Annotated in this window: 20 protein-coding genes and 1 other RNA gene; 7 read left to right on the top strand and 14 right to left on the bottom strand. The window is 33.8% G+C overall.

Annotation, left to right across the window (positions count from 1 at the left end; genetic code table 11):
- Positions 1 to 24: 24 nt before the first annotated feature.
- Both AC1RRN_RS06870 and rnpB read right to left on the bottom strand, forming a co-directional pair.
- On the bottom strand, positions 25 to 1,275 hold the full coding sequence (locus AC1RRN_RS06870; protein WP_492966593.1) for a cation:dicarboxylate symporter family transporter: 1,251 nt from the start codon (positions 1,273 to 1,275) through the stop codon (positions 25 to 27).
- Between the two features lie 30 nt (positions 1,276 to 1,305).
- Positions 1,306 to 1,623: RNase P RNA component class A (gene rnpB / locus AC1RRN_RS06865), an RNA gene on the bottom strand.
- A 123-nt stretch (positions 1,624 to 1,746) separates the two neighbouring features.
- Between rnpB and AC1RRN_RS06860 the strand changes: the two genes are divergently transcribed.
- Positions 1,747 to 2,040 carry an SH3 domain-containing protein gene (locus AC1RRN_RS06860; RefSeq protein WP_056194495.1) on the top strand — a complete coding sequence of 98 codons (294 nt, stop codon included), beginning with the start codon at positions 1,747 to 1,749 and terminating at the stop codon, positions 2,038 to 2,040.
- Between the two features lie 52 nt (positions 2,041 to 2,092).
- Here AC1RRN_RS06860 and AC1RRN_RS06855 read toward each other — a convergent pair whose 3' ends face one another.
- Both AC1RRN_RS06855 and AC1RRN_RS06850 read right to left on the bottom strand, forming a co-directional pair.
- A complete protein-coding gene (locus tag AC1RRN_RS06855) occupies positions 2,093 to 2,392 on the bottom strand; it encodes a nuclear transport factor 2 family protein (RefSeq protein WP_492966592.1) in 300 nt (99 codons plus the stop codon).
- 27 nt (positions 2,393 to 2,419) lie between these two features.
- Positions 2,420 to 3,214, bottom strand: a complete 795-nt coding sequence (locus tag AC1RRN_RS06850; protein ID WP_492966591.1) for an SDR family oxidoreductase — start codon at positions 3,212 to 3,214, stop codon at positions 2,420 to 2,422.
- 127 nt (positions 3,215 to 3,341) lie between these two features.
- Here AC1RRN_RS06850 and AC1RRN_RS06845 point away from each other — a divergent pair, with 127 nt between their 5' ends.
- On the top strand, positions 3,342 to 3,719 hold the full coding sequence (locus AC1RRN_RS06845) for a winged helix-turn-helix transcriptional regulator (RefSeq protein WP_492966590.1): 378 nt from the start codon (positions 3,342 to 3,344) through the stop codon (positions 3,717 to 3,719).
- A gap of 164 nt (positions 3,720 to 3,883) precedes the next feature.
- Here AC1RRN_RS06845 and AC1RRN_RS06840 read toward each other — a convergent pair whose 3' ends face one another.
- The 6 genes from AC1RRN_RS06840 to AC1RRN_RS06815 all read right to left on the bottom strand — a co-directional run bounded on the left by AC1RRN_RS06840 (position 3,884) and on the right by AC1RRN_RS06815 (position 7,282).
- On the bottom strand, positions 3,884 to 4,255 hold the full coding sequence (locus tag AC1RRN_RS06840) for a LysM peptidoglycan-binding domain-containing protein (RefSeq protein WP_492966589.1): 372 nt from the start codon (positions 4,253 to 4,255) through the stop codon (positions 3,884 to 3,886).
- Between the two features lie 7 nt (positions 4,256 to 4,262).
- Positions 4,263 to 4,742 carry a BON domain-containing protein gene (locus AC1RRN_RS06835; protein ID WP_492966588.1) on the bottom strand — a complete coding sequence of 160 codons (480 nt, stop codon included), beginning with the start codon at positions 4,740 to 4,742 and terminating at the stop codon, positions 4,263 to 4,265.
- 154 nt (positions 4,743 to 4,896) lie between these two features.
- On the bottom strand, positions 4,897 to 5,382 hold the full coding sequence (locus tag AC1RRN_RS06830) for a cupin domain-containing protein (protein WP_492966587.1): 486 nt from the start codon (positions 5,380 to 5,382) through the stop codon (positions 4,897 to 4,899).
- Between the two features lie 42 nt (positions 5,383 to 5,424).
- Complete coding sequence (locus AC1RRN_RS06825) at positions 5,425 to 5,874, bottom strand: nuclear transport factor 2 family protein (protein WP_492966586.1); 450 nt, start codon at positions 5,872 to 5,874, stop codon at positions 5,425 to 5,427.
- A gap of 97 nt (positions 5,875 to 5,971) precedes the next feature.
- Positions 5,972 to 6,475 (bottom strand): LemA family protein, encoded by a 504-nt coding sequence (locus AC1RRN_RS06820; protein ID WP_492966585.1) that lies wholly within the window; start codon positions 6,473 to 6,475, stop codon positions 5,972 to 5,974.
- Positions 6,476 to 6,487: 12 nt separating this feature from the next.
- Entirely contained in the window at positions 6,488 to 7,282 is a 795-nt protein-coding gene (locus AC1RRN_RS06815; RefSeq protein ID WP_492966584.1) for a hypothetical protein, read from the bottom strand.
- A 242-nt stretch (positions 7,283 to 7,524) separates the two neighbouring features.
- On the opposite strand from AC1RRN_RS06815, the gene AC1RRN_RS06810 reads away from it, so the two are divergent.
- The 3 genes from AC1RRN_RS06810 (at position 7,525) to AC1RRN_RS06800 (ending at position 9,676) form a co-directional block, all read left to right on the top strand.
- On the top strand, positions 7,525 to 7,758 hold the full coding sequence (locus tag AC1RRN_RS06810; RefSeq protein WP_492966583.1) for a hypothetical protein: 234 nt from the start codon (positions 7,525 to 7,527) through the stop codon (positions 7,756 to 7,758).
- A 161-nt stretch (positions 7,759 to 7,919) separates the two neighbouring features.
- Positions 7,920 to 9,005 (top strand): DNA polymerase III subunit gamma/tau, encoded by a 1,086-nt coding sequence (gene dnaX, locus AC1RRN_RS06805; protein ID WP_492966582.1) that lies wholly within the window; start codon positions 7,920 to 7,922, stop codon positions 9,003 to 9,005.
- A gap of 254 nt (positions 9,006 to 9,259) precedes the next feature.
- Entirely contained in the window at positions 9,260 to 9,676 is a 417-nt protein-coding gene (locus AC1RRN_RS06800) for a DUF8439 domain-containing protein (protein WP_492966581.1), read from the top strand.
- A 60-nt stretch (positions 9,677 to 9,736) separates the two neighbouring features.
- Here AC1RRN_RS06800 and AC1RRN_RS06795 read toward each other — a convergent pair whose 3' ends face one another.
- The 4 genes from AC1RRN_RS06795 to AC1RRN_RS06780 form a co-directional block, all read right to left on the bottom strand.
- Positions 9,737 to 10,318, bottom strand: a complete 582-nt coding sequence (locus AC1RRN_RS06795) for a TMEM175 family protein (protein WP_492966580.1) — start codon at positions 10,316 to 10,318, stop codon at positions 9,737 to 9,739.
- Between the two features lie 157 nt (positions 10,319 to 10,475).
- On the bottom strand, positions 10,476 to 11,366 hold the full coding sequence (locus AC1RRN_RS06790; RefSeq protein WP_072976074.1) for a Ppx/GppA phosphatase family protein: 891 nt from the start codon (positions 11,364 to 11,366) through the stop codon (positions 10,476 to 10,478).
- Between the two features lie 35 nt (positions 11,367 to 11,401).
- Entirely contained in the window at positions 11,402 to 13,483 is a 2,082-nt protein-coding gene (gene ppk1, locus AC1RRN_RS06785; protein WP_492966579.1) for a polyphosphate kinase 1, read from the bottom strand.
- 5 nt (positions 13,484 to 13,488) lie between these two features.
- Positions 13,489 to 13,974, bottom strand: coding sequence for a SixA phosphatase family protein (locus AC1RRN_RS06780; RefSeq protein ID WP_072976070.1), 486 nt, complete (start codon positions 13,972 to 13,974; stop codon positions 13,489 to 13,491).
- A 498-nt stretch (positions 13,975 to 14,472) separates the two neighbouring features.
- Here AC1RRN_RS06780 and AC1RRN_RS06775 point away from each other — a divergent pair, with 498 nt between their 5' ends.
- Together AC1RRN_RS06775 and AC1RRN_RS06770 are read left to right on the top strand one after the other, a co-directional pair.
- Complete coding sequence (locus tag AC1RRN_RS06775) at positions 14,473 to 15,021, top strand: hypothetical protein (RefSeq protein WP_492966578.1); 549 nt, start codon at positions 14,473 to 14,475, stop codon at positions 15,019 to 15,021.
- 41 nt (positions 15,022 to 15,062) lie between these two features.
- Positions 15,063 to 18,229 (top strand): VWA domain-containing protein (locus AC1RRN_RS06770; protein WP_492966577.1); only part of this gene is annotated, 3,167 nt, incomplete at its 3' end.

Raw genomic sequence — 18,229 nt, 5'->3', positions numbered from 1 at the left:
CACTTTTTTGATTGTCTTTGTGGATTATTCTTCCATTACAGGCTCCAGATTCAATTCCACAAAATCGTGTTCCGTTTTTGAAATTATAATGGTTGCGACTGTATTACCAATTAAGTTTGTAATCGCTCTTGCTTCACTCATAAATTTATCAACGCCCAATAAAAAGGCTAAACCTTCAACCGGAATTTTATGAATCGCGGTCAAAGTCGATGCTAAAACAATAAATCCGCTTCCGGTAACGCCCGCAGCTCCTTTTGAAGTAATCATCAAAATTCCGATTACAGTTAAAATCTCAACAAAACTCAGATGCACATCATACAATTGAGCGAGAAATATAACCGACATCGACAAGTAAATCGAAGTTCCATCTAAATTAAAAGAATAACCAGTTGGAATCACTAAACCTACAACCGATTTACTACAGCCCATTTGTTCCAGTTTTACCATAATACTTGGCAAAGCGGCTTCAGAAGAGGACGTTCCCAGAACTAATAAAAGTTCTTCCTTAATGTATTTTAGAATCGAAAGAATGCTGATTTTATAATATCTCAAAATACTTCCTAAAATCAAAAACACGAATAAAGCCATCGTCAGATAAACGCAAAGCATTAGTTTTCCCAGCGGAATCAATGTTTCTAATCCGAATTTACCAATCGTGTACGCCATTCCTCCAAAGGCACCTATCGGCGCCAAATACATCACATATTTTAATCCTGTAAAAACCACTTTTGAGAAACGTTCCAATACCAGAATCGTCTGTTCTCTCTTTTGATAAAAATTCAATGCAATTCCGCAAACAATTGCAGCTAAAAGAACCTGTAACGTAAAATTAGAAAGGAAAAATTGCCACCACGAAAAGTTTTCTGCAGCATGATTGGTGTATTTGCTCGCATCCTGCAAAGCCAAACCTGATTTATCAATTTTACCGGGTTGAAAGAAATAAGCAACGCCAACCCCAATTGCCAGTGAAATGGTCGAAACCACTTCAAAATAAAACAAAGCTTTCACGCCAATTCGACCCACTTTTTTAAGATTTCCCATTCCGGAAATCCCTAAAACAATCGTCAAAAAGATAATTGGTCCAATAAAAAGTTTAATGATATCGACAAATGTTTTACCAACAATTTCCATTTTCACACCATTTTCAGGCGAAAAATGCCCAAGCAAAACACCGGCAATAATGGCAATTAAAACCCAAAAAGTAAGATTGGTAATTATAGTATTAAAAGTACTTTTCCTGATTTTCGGAGAAGTATTTGGAGTAATTGTATTCATGAAAGTGATTTAGAGCTTTCACAAATATATAAAAAATGCAGACCTATAAGCCGGATTCTGTCCCTGATAAATCAGGGCCTTATCATTTATCTAGATCCAGTATTACTACTGGACTCGAGCTACCTACCCTTCAACAACGGACGAGAAACCCTTAAATGCTGATATACTTGGTATTTCACCGCATAGAGTTTACCTGGTTTCACTACAGCATTACCTGTACATACTTTCTGTTGCACTTGTCCTTGCGCCATTTCTAACGCCGACGGGTGTTACCCGCTATGCTTCTCTGTGGTGTCCGGACTTTCCTCCCTCCCGATGAATCGGAACGACGATAAGGCGGTCTGCGGTGCAAAAGTAGCGATTTATCAACGAAGAATTGGGCATTTAAATTTCAGATTTTTATAAATTTTTCATAACAATTTAATTTTAAATTGGTTACCTTTAAAATCCTTAATTTTTAAATCAATTATCATGACAAGAATGTATCACTACGCAACTGTTTCAAAAGCTTTAGATCAACTTCATGAAAAAGGATTTACATGTGATTTTAATCTGAACTCGGACATGATTAAAAAAAATCCTGAAAAATTTGAAATTGTACATGTGTATCGATACGAAGGGGAATCAGATCCAGGCGATGAGGCAGTTGTATACGGAATTAAATCGAATTCGGGCAAAAAGGGCGTTTATGTAGCAGGTTTCTCCGCCGACTCCGATCAGGAAACCGCAAAATTTTTATTTGATTTGAGTATAAAAGGAAGGTAATAATCAGCCGCTGAATTTAAAATTTTAATTTTATACTCAGCGGCTTAAATAATTAATTTGTTATTTTCAAACGATCAATTTTTCCTTCTTTTAATTCAAAATGATATTTGAAAACAATTGGACTTCCTTCAAAATTTCCGGTAATATTTGTTGTCAAAATATTTGTAGTGTCGTTCGTTGAAAATTCTAATACTTCAAGTTGGGTCTGATACATTTTATTGGTTTTTTCATTCCATTTCTCTATTTCATTTTGACCTTTGTGAGTTTCATTTTCATCAAAAACTAAAGCCGTTTCTGAAAAACAAGCCGCATAAGCTTTAAGTAAGTCTGAAATTATATTGGGTAAATTCATTTTTATATTTTTTATTACTTTATTAAATTAAATCGTTGGAATTGTTCCGCCATCAATTACAAATTCAGTTCCTGTTAAATAGTTGGCCCTTGGCGAAACCAGAAAACCAACTAATTCTGCTACTTCCTCAGGATTTGCTGGTCTGCCAAAAGGTATTCCGCCTAAAGCGTTCATAACACTTTCAGCAGCTTCCTCAATAGTTCCATTCGAACTCTCCGCAATTCTTTCCATCATTCTGACTGATGATGTTGTCATGATCCATCCTGGTGAAACAGTCAGGACACGAACACCTTTTGGTGAAACTTCATTAGATAAGCTTTTGCTATAATTAATCAATCCTGCTTTCGCCGCCGCATAAGGCAAAGTTGAATCATATAGAGGCAACCTTCCCTGAATTGAGGCGATATGAATAATCACACCTGACTTTTGCTGTACCATCTCAGGTAAAAAACCACGGTCTAATCGTACCGCAGCGAACAAATTTGCCTGAAAAGTTTTTTCCCAATCCTGATCTGTCAAAACCTCAAAACCACCGCCCGGTGTTTCAGAGCTTCCCAGATTATTAATCACAATATCCAGTTTGCCAAAAGTTGTTTTTACTTCTTCAATTACTTTTTCGGTTCCAATTGAAGTACTTAAATCAGCTGAAATAAAATGCATCTTGTTATCTTCACTTTCAGGTTTGTTTCGTGCTGTTATAATAACCGTTGCACCTGCTTGTAATAATCTTTCTGCAATCGCTTTTCCTGTTCCTTTTGTACCGCCAGTTACCAAAGCAATTTTACCTGATAACTCTTCATTAAAATTAAATTCTTTTTCCATTTGTCTTTTTTTTATTAGACAAATTTCGACAGTATGATTGGTTCACACAATTACGGAAAATCGAATTGCATAGGGATAAATTTATCCCCTATTGTACAGTTTAGAACATTAGGTTATTTTTGTATATATGTATGAAAGAAAAATTCCTCTGAACTTAAATTGTGGTCTGGACCTGATTGGAGAAGTCCTTTACGGCAAATGGAAAATCCGTTTGCTGTGGTTTATTAATGAAGGATTTCAGCGACCAAGCGAGTTACAACGAAAAATTCCCGATGCCTCCAGAAGAGTCTTAAATATTCAGCTGAAAGAATTGGAACAACACGAATTAGTTTCTAAGATTATTTATGCTCAAATGCCTCCCAAAGTAGAATATAGCCTGACTGATTTTGGTAAAACCTTAGTGCCAATAATTGCAGCTTTGGGCAGTTGGGGAGATAAAAATGAAAATCGTTTGCGGGCCGCAATTTTAAAACAGCCTCTAACTGACGGTTCAGATTCTGAGTGATAAAATCTTTTCATGGTATTTACCGCAAAGCACGCAAAGTTTTTTTTATTGTGTTTAATAGTTGGCTTTAAAGGTTCGCAAAGCTTTACTTGAGGGTTAAATAAAATAGTTAAAACAAAAAAGTCCATCATAAATGACAGACTTTCTAAACAACGCAATAAAAATTACGAAGTTGGTATCTTCAATTTCCAACCCGGTTGAATAAGGTCTGGATTTTTAATAATATCTTTATTGGCTTCGAAAATATCCTGCCATGAAACCCCATATTCTTTCCCTATTTTTGATAAAGAATCTCCACTTTTCACTGTATATTCTGTAGTTGTTCCTTCTGCCACTTCAATATTCATCACCACATCTGCCGATCTGTAATCAGGATCTAATGTTCCGTAGCTATCCCAAAGTTTCTCTTTATCATCTGCTGATTTTGCTGTACCATCAATATACAATACATTATCCTGCTCTCTTATTTGCAAATTAGCTACACCCAAAGTAGAAGCTAAATCTGTTAACTCTTTGTATTTTTCTTGTAAACTCATAACTTTTTTATTTTATAGTTAATTTGTTTTCTACTTTTTTAGGTTTCAATTCCTGCACGCTTTGAATTAGAGGTGCTAATTGACTTCTTTTAATTTCTCCAGAAAGCGTTACTACACCTCCTACAACCGTAGCACTCACTCCATCGTAAGCTTTTACCACTTCGCTAACCGATTTATCTAAATCTGCATCTGAATTAATTACAACAGCCGCCGGTGCTGGTTCAACATTCGCAACCGGAATTTGGCAATTATTTACTACCGTTTTTACTCCCTTAACTGCTTTAACTGTACGTTCAATATTTTTTTTAAAAGCATCATCATCACAAGTTCCAACAATAGTGGCAACACCTTCATGAAACGTAACCTGCACACTAGGTGTGTTACTTAGTTTTTCGTTAATTTCTTTTTGAACATCTGCATCCTTAGGAGCACACGCCACTAAAGAAAAAGCAAAACTCATTCCCAATAAAATAGATCTGATTTTCATAATGATATTTTTTTAGTTTATTACTTCTAAAGTTAATAAATTAAACATCAATATTTTATACAATAATATTATCAAATTTATATATTTTCCAGCTTGTTGTTATTGAGTCGTAGTCTCCGTTTTTTAGTGCATAACTGAGACCGAAAACGGAGAACTAATCCAAATAATCAGGTGGAAACATTTGCTGTCCGTATTTTTTAAAAAAGAAATTCATTTTTTCTTTCGTTTCGCTTTCTGTATTTGAAGAAGCCGATTCAAGATATTCAGCTATTTCTTCAAACAAATCATCTAAACCAGCCGGCGTCACCGTACATAAAAGTTTTGCCGGTTCGTTTGAAAGGTTTTTAAAACCATGAACAATTCCACCTTTTGGGATATTGACAAAAGAACCTTTTTTGGCAACGTAACTTCCTAATTCTGATTTAAAAGAAACTTCGCCTTCTAAAACATAAAAAGTCTCTGCAAAATCAGGATGCGAATGCGGATTGGGTCCGGCGCCCGGAGGAACCAACATTTCGATTACGGCATATTCTCCATCGGTTTGTTTTCCTGAGATTATAATTCGGTAGTTTCCACCGGCAATTTTTAGTTGACGGCCTTCTGATTCGTTGACTGTTATGATCGGGTTGGAAGTTTTCATTTTTTGAATTGTTTTGCTTTACAACAAATTTAGAAAGAAAAACTATTCATGCTGCTTTACATCATTATACTGCCAAAGCACATTTATTATTTTCCATTCCCCATTTTCCTTTACAATATGCATATAATCTATCCAGGCATCTGCTATTAATTTAACCGATGCAGTTCTTGCAGAAACATCTAATAACTTCACATCCTTTCTTGGATTTTTTGGGAATTTATCTCCTTTTACGTTATACGTTTCGGCAAGAATAATCATATTCTCTGCAAAATATTCTGATACAAAATCTTTCTGGGCAGTCTTATTTCTAAAAACCGATCTTTTTACCAACCGAGGATGCAAGGCACTTTCCATCAATTTTGGATTTGGAGTATGTTGTGACTCGATATAAGCTAAAGCAACACGTTTTATGTCAAGCGAATCCTGAGCAGTTTGAGCTTTAAGTTGAATAGAACAAAGTACAATTGCAATTACTAAAAAACATTTTTTCATAAAATATGTTTTAATGATTAGTGACGGGTTATAATACAAACAGTAATGATTCCAAAACATTCATTCACAATTATGATAACATTTTGGAAAGAAAAAACTAAAATTTTATAGAAGGTGAAGCATCTTTATCACGAGTTTCGAACATAAGTTCTTTTCTATTTCGTTTTATACAAACTTCATTATATTTTTTAGTTTCAATAAAAATTTGATTTTCAATAGCTGCTAATTGATCAGATAATAAAAGTATTGTTTCCTGGCTTTTGAGTTTAAAATCAAACTCTAAATTAACTAAAGTTCTTACCAAATGAGTATTCAATACATCATTTGCTTGTTTTACTTTGCCAACTGTATCCTTGTTCAATACTTTATTCTCACATACCTTATTGAATTCCTTGGCGTAAAATGCAGTTTCTTCTAATTCCTTTTTATCTATTTTTTTTGAGTTTTGAAGTTTAGATGTGAGTTCAATAACCAACTCTGTTTTCTGTTTAAATTGATTTTTTAGCTGTATCCACTTTTGATTAATTTCAGATTCATCCTGAGCAAAAAGATTTAAACTTTGCAAAAGAAAAAATGTCGTTAAAATAATTACGTTTTTCATATACATAATTAGTTAACTTCCTATTTTACCGTAACGCTGTTGTTCTGAAAAATACAACACTATTTTTTTTCCGTTTTTTTTGTACGGATAAAATAATTCATAATTTCCATCATGAGAACTATACCTGAGCTCATCATTGTTTTTATCAAAAACACTATTTAAATAATCTCTTTCTTCTTGAGTTGTTTCATAAATATAATCTGCTTTTTGTGGTTGAATTTCTTCCTTTATACTCTCTCTGAAATAAGAATTAAAACCCAAATAAACTGGAGAACCTTTAAGCGAATCCTTAACAATTAATGTTACGCTTGGAAAATTTTTGTCAGTGCTTGATAATATTTTTAAGGCATCTGCGGTCTCCTTTAGATATTTTTTAGAAAAAGTATAATTTATTAATTTATCATTGTTAGCTTTATTGTTACTCACTATTGATTTCGCAGATTCAATTAACATTTTTTCTTTTTTGCTCGAAGTCAAATAATCACCACCAAAGAGAATTAATGTAATCAATGGAAAAATTAATAGTAAAGTAATAAATCTAAATCTGCTTGACTTATTATTTATCTCATCCAGATTATGTTTTTCAGCAATTCTGGTCAAATTAAACATTAAATTAATTATCAGCGAACCAGACATTAGTGCAAGAATTCCTAAAACACTTAAGTAAAAAGTTTCAGTCATATTTTCTCTAAAAACTTTTAACCCAAAAACCTGAATCATTATAAAAGTAAACACCCAATAAACTAATAAAAGTATTGAAGTGATTCCGATGATGTTACTTAATTTAACTATTTGTTTTGCGTTCATTGATTCTTAAAATATTTAGTTTTTGATAAAATTGAATTCGTTTTCGGATTAAAAATAGTAATTTCTTTATTACAAAAATTTTTGATCTAATTTAATTTTTAAATAGGTTCATGATTGAAATTCAATAAATTATAACAAATATTATTTATGTCGACACTTACCTTAATTCTGTAAAGCATTCCCGTAATCATATAACTACCTTATTTCTAAGTAAATGTATTTTTATAAAAAATTTATAAATCATGATACATCAATTAAAACCTTCTATATTAGTTGAAACACCGCTTGGAACGGGTCAGGCTATTTTTCTTATCGATTACGGAATGCATCAAAATACTTGCTGGGTTGTAGCCTTGCAAGAAAATGGAGTGATAAAACATTTTGATTGCAACGATGTAATTCTTTCTACAAATTACACTTATGGAATGAATCTTAGAAAAAATAATTTTCAGGAAAAAAAAGATGCTTCGAAGTAATTTAGAATTCATTTTTACAAGACTATTATTCCTTATTTCGAAGTGTAAAGTTTAAATATAAGACCTTACTTTCTGATATTCAAAACACTTAAAATCTTTCAATTTTTAAATTTTTAAATCATTAAATTATACCCTATATTTGCTATCGAATAAAAAAGAATATGGAACAATTTGTAGTATCGGCTCGTAAATATCGCCCACAAACCTTTAAGGATGTTGTAGGTCAGAAAGCCATTACTAACACTTTGCTAAATGCTATAGAAAGCAACCATCTTGCTTCTGCACTTTTATTCACCGGACCGCGTGGAGTTGGAAAAACGACCTGCGCACGTATCTTGGCACGTAAAATAAATCAGCCTGGATATGACGATCCAAATGAAGATTTTGCTTTTAACGTTTTTGAGTTAGATGCTGCTTCAAACAACTCGGTTGATGATATTCGTAACCTTATTGATCAGGTTCGAATCCCGCCACAAACCGGGCAATACAAAGTTTATATTATTGACGAGGTTCATATGTTGTCTTCGGCAGCTTTTAATGCTTTTTTGAAAACATTAGAAGAACCGCCAAAACATGCTATTTTCATTTTAGCAACAACAGAGAAACATAAAATTATTCCAACGATTTTATCTCGTTGCCAGATATTTGATTTCAAAAGAATTACTGTAAAAGATGCTAAAGAACATTTAGCTGATGTTGCACAAAGTCAGGGAATTAATTTTGAAGACGATGCTTTGCACATTATTGCTCAAAAAGCAGATGGTGCAATGCGTGACGCTTTGTCTATTTTTGATCGTGTAGTTTCCTATTGCGGAACTAATTTAACACGTCAGGCTGTAACTGAAAATCTAAACGTTTTAGATTACGAAACTTACATTAGCATTACTGATTTACTTTTAGAAAATAAAATTCCGGAACTATTATTGGCTTACAATGATATTCTGGCAAAAGGTTTTGACGGACACCATTTTATTGCTGGTCTGGCTTCCCATTTCAGAGATTTATTAGTTAGTAAAACTCCAGCGACTTTAAGTTTACTTGAAGTTGGTGAGCAAGCGCAACAAATGTATGGTGTGCAAGCGCAAAAATGTTCTCAGGACTTTTTATTAAAGGGAATTGACATTGCTAACGACTGTGATTTAAAATACAAACTAAGTCAAAATCAGCGCCTTTTAGTCGAATTATGCCTGATGCAATTAGCCTCTATCAACTTTGATGGAGAAAAAAAAAAGTTGAGCAATTTATAATTCCGCCTACTTATTTTAAAAATGGAGGATATTCTATAGTTGAAGTCAAAAGTCAAAAGTCGAATGTCGAAAGTCAAAGTGAAACTTCAAAAAATTCTTCTGAAGCTTTAACTTCACAAAAAGAAGAAATAGTTTCAACTCCAAAAGCTGAAAATCCTGTTTCTCCAGCTGTTGAAAATCAAAATATCTCGACCGAAAATCAACCTAAAAAGGTTTCTGCCTTTTCTCTCGCGAGTATTCGTGCGAAAAAAGAAATGGAGGAAAGCAATAAATCTTATGTAAAACCTACTTCTGTTTTACCTACGGAAGATTTTACAGAAACAGAAATGTTGGTACAGTGGAATAAATATGCGCAACGTTTGGGCGAAAAAGGTTTTAAAATCATGGAATCGTTATTATTAATTAACGACCCTAAATTAAACGGTACAGCAATTACACTTGAATTGCCAAACGAAGGTTCTAAATTAGATTTTGAAAGTCAGTTAAACGGACTTTTAGGGCATTTGAGAGGGCATTTGCACAATCACGACATTACGATTGAAATTATTGTAAATGAAGCCATAGAAACCAAAAGAAGTTTTAATGACCAGGATCGTTACAATCGTTTATTAGAAATCAACCCGAATATTGAACTTTTACGTTCTACATTTGGATTGGATTTGCATACTTAGTATTTTTTATTCTTGTTACTCTTTTTTTGGAGATTACTTACCCTTTTTTTATTCCAAAAATCAATCTTTTGAGGTAAAAGCCTTTTCGATTCTTTTATCAGGTATAAGCCATAACATAGCTACAGTAAAATAAGCAGCACCGGAAATCCATTCATTGTAAAAAGAAGCAATTATTCCTAAGATATATAAAACAGAGGATGCGTGTCCTTTTAAATCCCGTCCTATAACTTTGGCTAATAATGAATTTTTTCCTTCATTAACAATTATAATTCGCTGTAAAATAAAATAAGATATAGAACTTAATAACAATACAATACCATACAAAGCCATTGAAGCTTTTGCAAAATTATGCTCTCCCATCCAACCTGTTGCAACCGGAATTAAAGACAACCAAAAAAGTAAATGTAAATTTGCCCAAAGAATTTTTCCGTTCATTTTGGTCAAGCTATGAATTAAATAATGGTGATTGTTCCAGTAAATTCCAACATAAATAAAACTCAGAATATAACTTAGAAATTTAGGGATAAGCGGTTTTAAGTCGGCAAATTCTTCACCGTGTGGCACTTTAATTTCTAAAATCATAATCGTTATGATGATTGCTAAAACTCCATCACTAAAAGCTTCGAGTCTGGTTTTATTCATTGAAAATCAGTTTTAATATTAAAAAAGAGTTTGCCACGACCCGAGCGATAGCGAACTGGCGAAGCAATTTCAGTAATTTTCACTAATTTTTATTCAAAATATCAAAAATTAATTCGTGAAAATTTGTGGAATTTGTGGCAAAAAAACTAGGGTAAAATTAAATTTTACCGTAATACATTGCTTTTACAATACCATCAGAAAGTCCAATTTTTGGAACGTAAATTTGACGTGCTCCACTCCATTTCATTGCGTTAAGATAAATTCTTGTTGCATGGATAATTACGTCGGCACGGTCAGAGTTAAGCCCTAATTCGGCAATTCTTTGTTCGTACGTCAAGGAATTTAAGAATGCATATTGTGAATTGATATAAATGTAGGAAAGCGGTTTTTCCTGCTGTTTTCCAGACATTTTGAACAATTTATTGATGTTTCCACCAGAACCAATCAGCGTTACTTCTTCATAGTCTGCAGTATTGGTTTTTATCCATTTTTCGATTTCATCCCAAACGACATCGCAAACCATATCGTTTAACAAACGCACTGTTCCAGCTTTAAACGATCTTGAATTAATCATTTTTCCGTCAGAGAATAATGTGAATTCGGTACTTCCACCGCCCACATCTACAAATAAATAAGTCTCATCTGTTTTTAATAAATGATGTAAATCTGTAGAAGCAATAATTGCCGCTTCTTTTTTACCATCAATAATTTCGATTTTTATGTCGGCTTTTTTCTTAATCAAAGCGACAACTTCTTTAGCGTTATAAGCTTCACGCATTGCCGAAGTTGCAAATGCCATATAACGTTCTACTTTATGTACTTTCATCAAAAGGTTGAATGCTTTCATGGCATCAACCATTCGATCTATATTTTCTTCTGAAATTTCACCTACAGTAAAGGCATCTTGTCCCAAACGAATTGGCACACGAACAAGGGAACTTTTATTAAATTGTGGTTCTTTGCCTTCTTGTTCTACAACATTCGATATTAGCAGCCTCATGGCATTTGATCCGATATCTATTGCTGCAAATTTCTTAATATTAATCATGCTCACTTATGATTTGAAATTGATTTTGGTTTTTATTAATTTATTTTCTGCGGAACCTCTTCTAATACCGCAATTTTATTTTGGTAATATTTATAGGTTTCAAGCTGAGCTCTAAATGGGGCATGATGATTTCTGGGCTTGTATTTATTATCTAGTTTATAGGAATGATATCTCACTTTAACATTCCCTTTCCATGCAATATTAAAATTATCTATAAGTTCTTTTTTAATTTCCAAATCATAAATTGGACAAGTAACTTCGACTCTTCCATCCAGGTTTCTGGTCATAAAATCGGCCGATGAAATATAAACTTCGGTTAAACCGGCATTTCCAAAAATATAAACTCTTGAATGTTCCAGATAATTATCTACAATACTTATAGCTTCTATATTTTCGCTCATTCCAGGAATTCCCGGAATCAAAGAACAAATTCCTCTAACTTGTAACTGAATTTTTACTCCTGCGTTACTTGCTTCGTATAGTTTATCGATCATTTTAAAATCAGATAAACTGTTCATTTTAAGCTTAATATGCGTTTTTCTACCTGCAAGTGCGTGTAGAATTTCACGATCTATCAGTTTGACAAATTTGGTTCTTGTATAATGTGGCGATACAATTAAATGTTTGTATCGGTGTACTCTATAATTAATATCGAAAAATTCGAATATTTTAGAAATGTCTTTCAAAATTCCCTGATGACAAGTGAAAAGTGTTACATCAGTATAAATTTTTGCTGTAGACTCGTTGAAATTCCCGGTTGATATAAATCCGTAACGTCTTGTTTTTCCGTCTTCAACCCTTTCAATTACACATATTTTACTATGAACTTTTAATCCTTTAATTCCGAAAATAAGTTCAATACCCTCTGTCTGCATTTGCTCGGCATACGAGATATTGGTTGCTTCATCAAAACGCGCCTGAAGTTCGATTTGAACCGTTACTTTTTTACCATTTTTAGCAGCATTGATCAAAGAACTGATAATTTGCGAATTCTTAGCCAAACGATATAAAGTAATTTTTATACTGGTTACTTTTGGATCTAAAGCAGCTTCACGTAAAAATTTTGTCAAATAGGAAAATGACTGATATGGAGCGTGTAATAAATAATCTTTTTTATTTATTTTTTCCAAAATACTTCCGCCTAAACTCAATCCTGGAATTGGTAATGGATCGTTGGTTTTATAGAGCAAATCATATCTTCCTAAATTTGGAAAATTCATATAATCACGACGATTATGGTATCTTCCTCCCGGGATTATACTATCGGTTTCTACAATTTTCATTTTATCCAAGAAAAAACGCAATGTATCCTCTTCAATTAAATTATCATAAATAAAACGAACTGGTTCCCCTATTCTTCTGTCTTTCACTGAAGTTGCAATTTTTTCAAGCATACTTTTGCTCAAATCACTATCGATATCCAACTGGGCATCTCTGGTAATTTTGATCATATGTGCCGAAACACTCTTATAATCGAAAATATTGAAAATGTTCTTCAGATTATAACGAATTACATCATCAATTAAAATAACATAATGTTTATCATCATGCGATGGCAGGACGACAAACCTGTTTATTGTTTTAGGAATTTCGATAACAGCGTAACGGACTTCATCATTTTGGTTCATCTCCAATCGCACGGCTAAATATCCTAAAGTATCTTTAAGAATTGGAAATTCTGCCAGATCATTCAAGATAATAGTCACTAATTCCGGACTTAATTTTTGAATAAAAAAGTCTTTCAAAAATCTTTCCTGGTCTTGTGTAATTTGATCTTCATTGATAATAAATATGTTTTCAGCTTCCAATTCGGCTTCAATATTACCTAAAATACGAAGACTTTCAGATTGTTGCTGAATAACAATTTCAGTAATATCTTTTACTAATTGATGGGCAGAAACGCCTCCTAAATATTTTTCGCCAGAAATTCCTGAAAGGCTTAATCTACGGATTGCGGCGTAACGAACTCTAAAAAACTCATCTAAATTGTTCGAAAAAATTCCAACAAAACGCAACCTGTCTAAAAGTGGTACTGTATTATCTGCTGCTTCCTGAAGCACTCTTGCATTAAACGCTAACCAACTTTTTTCTCTATCGATATATTTCTGTTCGTACACTTTATTTATTTTAAATCTTTGGGGAAAATTGTTTTATGTGTTTTGCCTTTATTTATGTTATCCCAGCTTTCACTATCAAATTGCAATGATACAAAACCTGAAGTCGGGACATTTTCGATAAAAACATCCCCAAATTTATTAACAAAATTTGTAATAGCCTCGTTATGTCCAAAAAGAATAACGCTTTCGAAACTATTATCACATGATTTAATAACCTTTTCGAGCTGTCTTTCATCAAAAGTATAAAGATCGTCTTTATAAACGATACTCTCAATAGGATATGAAATATTTTGGGCAAAAATTAGAGCAGTTTCTGATGCACGCGCTGCAGTACTACTCCATATTATGTAGGTTTTTGGAAGAAATTTTGAAATATTGGCCGATACATCATGCGCATCTAAAATTCCTCTTTTCATTAAAGGTCTGTCAAAGTCTTTTAATGGTGCTTCCCAACTTGATTTAGCATGACGTATTAAAATTAAATTTTTCATAGGCTGAAGTTATTTAGAAACATCAAAAAAGAAGTTCTGATTTATTGAAGTTCTAATTTACAAAAGAAATTTTAATAGTTCTCACTTTTTTATTTCTGTTAACATTTAGTCTAAAAAATTAACAAGAAAAAAGATGGCGCTATAAACATTAAAATTAAAAATCAAAATAAATATTTTTTAAAAAAAGTGTACTTCATCCATTAAAACATTCACTTAGTCGATTTATTCAAATCATTAAAAATTCAACTAAATAACTGATTATTAATTATTTACAATATTGTAAAATTTACTTTTTGCAGTAAAAAAGTAAAAAAACAGTGATTTTTTATTTGTTAAAAATGACATAAAAAAATGTTTTTTCTATCATTATTTAACAAAAAAAAGTCATTTCAACGAGTTTTTAGGTTAGTTACAGAGAAAAAAAATCAAAATAAAACACTCTATATAACTTTGATTGTGTTAAAATTTAGCAAATACCTTAAACAAAATCCCTAAGTTATGAAAACTAAAACTACTCTTGAAAAAGCAGTAAAATTTGTAAGCAATTGTAAGTTTATTTTTTCCTTCAAAAAAAATATCTTCGAAAAAAACATTTTTTCTATACTGTTTTGTTTAATTACGACAATTTCGTTTGCACAATCTGGTTCTTGCAATGCAACTTTGATTGCAGAAAATAACAGGAATATTAGAAGTACTCCTTTGGACGGAACTTATTATTCGATGATCTTAACGAATAACGGATCATCAACAGATACTTATACTTTAGAAATTTCCAATGTAAATACCACTTGTAGTAATACTGATGGAAGTTCAACATCTGGTAATATTTCGATTAAAACCGATTTTATTAATTCGGCAAAAAATAAAATCAGTGAAATTACGGTCAATCCAGGCCAATCCTACAATTTTTATATTCATGTAACTGTTCCTGCCGGTACCACAGCTAACAAGTGGTCATGTGATCAGGTTATCGCCAAATCTAAAAACTGTTCTACTCAGTCCGATACAGTTTTACACACTCTTGTCATTAATCCTGTTAATGATTAAACTTTCAATTTCCATCTGTTAGTACTTAAAATAATTTCAAAATGAAAAAAACATTACTCAATTTCAGCAATTATTTTCAAGATGCAAAAAAATTATGCTTCATTGCATTCTTTCTATTTTCATCCTCTATTGTTCTAGGCCAAACTATCACAACTACAAAGACAGTCACTGCCAATGCTAGTAATTGTGGAGTTTTAGATGTAAAATTAGATATAACTGGAGCAAATCCCACAACTAGAAATTCTGATATAATTCTGGCAATTGATATTTCCGGAAGTATGTCAAATACTATTGATGGAGATTTAAAAACATCAATGGATTATGCCAAAGATGCTGCAATTGCATTTGTTGATCAGGCTAAGGTTAATCCGCAAAATCGAATTGCGATTGTAGCCTATAGTACCTCAGCTTCTTTAAAAATAGGACTTACTTATCTTGATGCTACTGGTGTAACGAATATAAAAGCCCAAATTAACAGTCTTCAAGCTACTGATTATACCAATATCTATTCAGGAATTGTACGAGCTGAAACCGAATTAGAAACAAATGGACGATTTGATTGCAGTACAGGAAGAAGCATAATTGTATTGACAGATGGAGTAACAAACAGAACTGGTACAAATGGAGGTACAAGTTGTAATTTTAGCAAAACATCTCAATGCGTTACAGATGCTATAAATGCATCTACAAATGCAAAAACAACTACAAAATCGAGCGTTGTATATAACAATCAGGTATTTGCCGTTGGTCTATTTGGAGGAATTGATGGAAATATTAATACTAACAATAGCGAGCAAAATATAGCAAAATATACTTTAGACCAAATACAAGGCAGTGCCGCTTATATTACGCAAAGCGGAGCAAATTTAACTGCTATATACAATCAGATTGCAACACAATTATCCTGGGTAGCACAGACTTTGGTTGAAAAGGAAACTGTTATAGCTGGTTTTACAATAGGTTCTATAACCACGACAAAAGGAACAGCAACAGCGGCCGGACAAGTTATTACATGGAATACCGATTTTTTAAATAGTGAAACTATAACATTAAATTATCAACTTACTCCTACCGGAAGTGCTTGTGGTAATCAAACTGTTAGCTCTTCAACTTTTAATTATAAAAATTCTGCTTGCGCTAATGACTCAAAAACAATAACGACTCCAAACTATTTTGTTCCATGTTTACCAACCATAACCGGGACATTAACAGCATGTGGTTCAACTACATTAACAGCAAATACAAATGCGGCTTCTCCAACTTATGTTTGGTATAAAGATAATGCCGTAATTCCCGGAGAAACAAATTCAACGCTAGTTGTTACTTCAAGCGGGGCTTATAAAGTAAAAGTTAAAAATGGTTCAACAAATTGTGAACTAACCTCAGCTTCGTCAACAGTTACAATTAGTCCGGCTGCTGCATTAATAGCACCTCAAGATGCAATTATTTCAGGATGTGCTACTGCAGCAATCACTGGATTACCATATAAAACTACTGATACCACTATAACTTTGGCCCAATTGACTACAGCCGGAGGTTCTATATCGAACAGTGCAAGTATTGGAAGCTATACATTATCTTATATAGATACTGCCACAGGCACATGTCCGATAGTCGTTACGAGAACTTTTAAAGTTGTTACAAGTTGTGGTACAATAACAAAATCACATACAATTACGATTCAGGATACATCAGCTCCAACATGGACAACTGCGGCTACTGCCCTGAACGTAACTTTGCAATGCAGCGATACACAAGGATTAACAGCTGCCCAAAATCAGGCGCCCGTGGCTACCGATAATTGCGCCGGAACAGTAACCTATACCAAAACAAGCGGTTTGTTTGTGGCTTCTCAGTCTTGTGCCAATGCAGGAACTTATACCAATACCTGGATTGCCAAAGACGTTTGCAACAACACTTCAACAATTTTTACGCAAACAATCACCATTGAGGACAATACCGCTCCAACATGGACAACTGCGGCTACTGCCCTGAACGTAACCTTGCAATGCAGCGACACGCAAGGATTGACTACTGCCCAAAGTCAGGCACCCGTGGCTACCGATAATTGCGCCGGAACAGTGACTTATACCAAAACAAGCGGTTTGTTTGTGGCTTCTCAGTCTTGTGCCAATGCAGGAACCTATACCAATACCTGGATTGCCAAAGACGTTTGCAACAACACTTCAACAATTTTTACGCAAACAATCACCATTGAAGATAATACTGCTCCCACATGGACGACTGCGGCTACTGACCTGAACGTAACCTTGCAATGCAGCAATACACAAGGATTGGCAACTGCCCAAAGTCAGGCACCCGTGGCTACCGATAATTGCGCCGGAACAGTCACCTATACCAAAACAAACGGTTTGTTTGTGGCTTCGCAATCTTGTGCCAATGCAGGAACCTATACCAATACCTGGATTGCCAAGGATGTTTGCAACAATACTTCCACAATTTTCACGCAAACAATAACCATTGAGGACAATACCGCTCCAACATGGTCAACTGCGGCTACTGCCCTGAACGTTACTTTGCAATGCAGCGACACGCAAGGACTGACAACTGCCCAAAGTCAGTCACCCGTGGCTACCGATAATTGCGGTGGAACAGTGGCCTATACTAAAACAAGCGGTTTGTTTGTGGCTTCTCAAACATGTTCAAATGCAGGAACTTATACCAATACCTGGATTGCCAAAGATGTTTGTAACAACACTTCAACAACTTTCACACAAATAATCACCATTGAAGACAATACTGCTCCAACATGGACCACTGCGGCTACTGCCCTGAACATAACCTTGCAATGCAGCAATACACAAGGATTGGCAACTGCCCAAAGTCAGGCGCCCGTGGCTACTGATAATTGCGCCGGAACAGTGACCTATACAAAAACAAGCGGTTTGTTTGTAGCTTCTCAATCTTGTGCCAATGCAGGAACCTATACCAATACCTGGATTGCCAAAGATGTTTGCAACAATACTTCCACAATCTTTACTCAGGTAATAACCATTGAGGACAATACCGCTCCAACATGGATAACAGCAGCTACTGCCCTGAACGTAACTTTGCAATGCAGCGACACACAAGGATTAACAGCTGCACAAAGTCAGGCACCCGTGGCTACAGATAATTGCGCCGGAACAGTGACCTATACAAAAACAAGCGGTTTGTTTGTAGCTTCTCAATCTTGTGCCAATGCAGG

Source organism: Flavobacterium sp. GW821-FHT11G01 (assembly GCF_058808175.1).
This window is presented reverse-complemented; position numbering and strand designations above follow the sequence as displayed.

What these genes read in the sequence shown, in the direction of transcription:
- dnaX (WP_492966582.1), top strand. Translation starts at nt 7,920, where the DNA reads ATGGAACAATTTGTAGTATCGGCTCGTAAATATCGCCCACAAACCTTT.
- AC1RRN_RS06790 (WP_072976074.1), bottom strand. Translation starts at nt 11,366, where the DNA reads ATGATTAATATTAAGAAATTTGCAGCAATAGATATCGGATCAAATGCC.
- AC1RRN_RS06870 (WP_492966593.1), bottom strand. Translation starts at nt 1,275, where the DNA reads ATGAATACAATTACTCCAAATACTTCTCCGAAAATCAGGAAAAGTACT.
- AC1RRN_RS06810 (WP_492966583.1), top strand. Translation starts at nt 7,525, where the DNA reads ATGATACATCAATTAAAACCTTCTATATTAGTTGAAACACCGCTTGGA.
- AC1RRN_RS06775 (WP_492966578.1), top strand. Translation starts at nt 14,473, where the DNA reads ATGAAAACTAAAACTACTCTTGAAAAAGCAGTAAAATTTGTAAGCAAT.
- AC1RRN_RS06845 (WP_492966590.1), top strand. Translation starts at nt 3,342, where the DNA reads ATGTATGAAAGAAAAATTCCTCTGAACTTAAATTGTGGTCTGGACCTG.
- AC1RRN_RS06795 (WP_492966580.1), bottom strand. Translation starts at nt 10,318, where the DNA reads ATGAATAAAACCAGACTCGAAGCTTTTAGTGATGGAGTTTTAGCAATC.
- AC1RRN_RS06825 (WP_492966586.1), bottom strand. Translation starts at nt 5,874, where the DNA reads ATGAAAAAATGTTTTTTAGTAATTGCAATTGTACTTTGTTCTATTCAA.
- AC1RRN_RS06855 (WP_492966592.1), bottom strand. Translation starts at nt 2,392, where the DNA reads ATGAATTTACCCAATATAATTTCAGACTTACTTAAAGCTTATGCGGCT.
- AC1RRN_RS06835 (WP_492966588.1), bottom strand. Translation starts at nt 4,742, where the DNA reads ATGAAAATCAGATCTATTTTATTGGGAATGAGTTTTGCTTTTTCTTTA.
- AC1RRN_RS06850 (WP_492966591.1), bottom strand. Translation starts at nt 3,214, where the DNA reads ATGGAAAAAGAATTTAATTTTAATGAAGAGTTATCAGGTAAAATTGCT.
- AC1RRN_RS06815 (WP_492966584.1), bottom strand. Translation starts at nt 7,282, where the DNA reads ATGAACGCAAAACAAATAGTTAAATTAAGTAACATCATCGGAATCACT.
- AC1RRN_RS06820 (WP_492966585.1), bottom strand. Translation starts at nt 6,475, where the DNA reads ATGAAAAACGTAATTATTTTAACGACATTTTTTCTTTTGCAAAGTTTA.
- AC1RRN_RS06800 (WP_492966581.1), top strand. Translation starts at nt 9,260, where the DNA reads ATGGAGGAAAGCAATAAATCTTATGTAAAACCTACTTCTGTTTTACCT.
- AC1RRN_RS06830 (WP_492966587.1), bottom strand. Translation starts at nt 5,382, where the DNA reads ATGAAAACTTCCAACCCGATCATAACAGTCAACGAATCAGAAGGCCGT.
- AC1RRN_RS06780 (WP_072976070.1), bottom strand. Translation starts at nt 13,974, where the DNA reads ATGAAAAATTTAATTTTAATACGTCATGCTAAATCAAGTTGGGAAGCA.
- AC1RRN_RS06840 (WP_492966589.1), bottom strand. Translation starts at nt 4,255, where the DNA reads ATGAGTTTACAAGAAAAATACAAAGAGTTAACAGATTTAGCTTCTACT.
- AC1RRN_RS06860 (WP_056194495.1), top strand. Translation starts at nt 1,747, where the DNA reads ATGACAAGAATGTATCACTACGCAACTGTTTCAAAAGCTTTAGATCAA.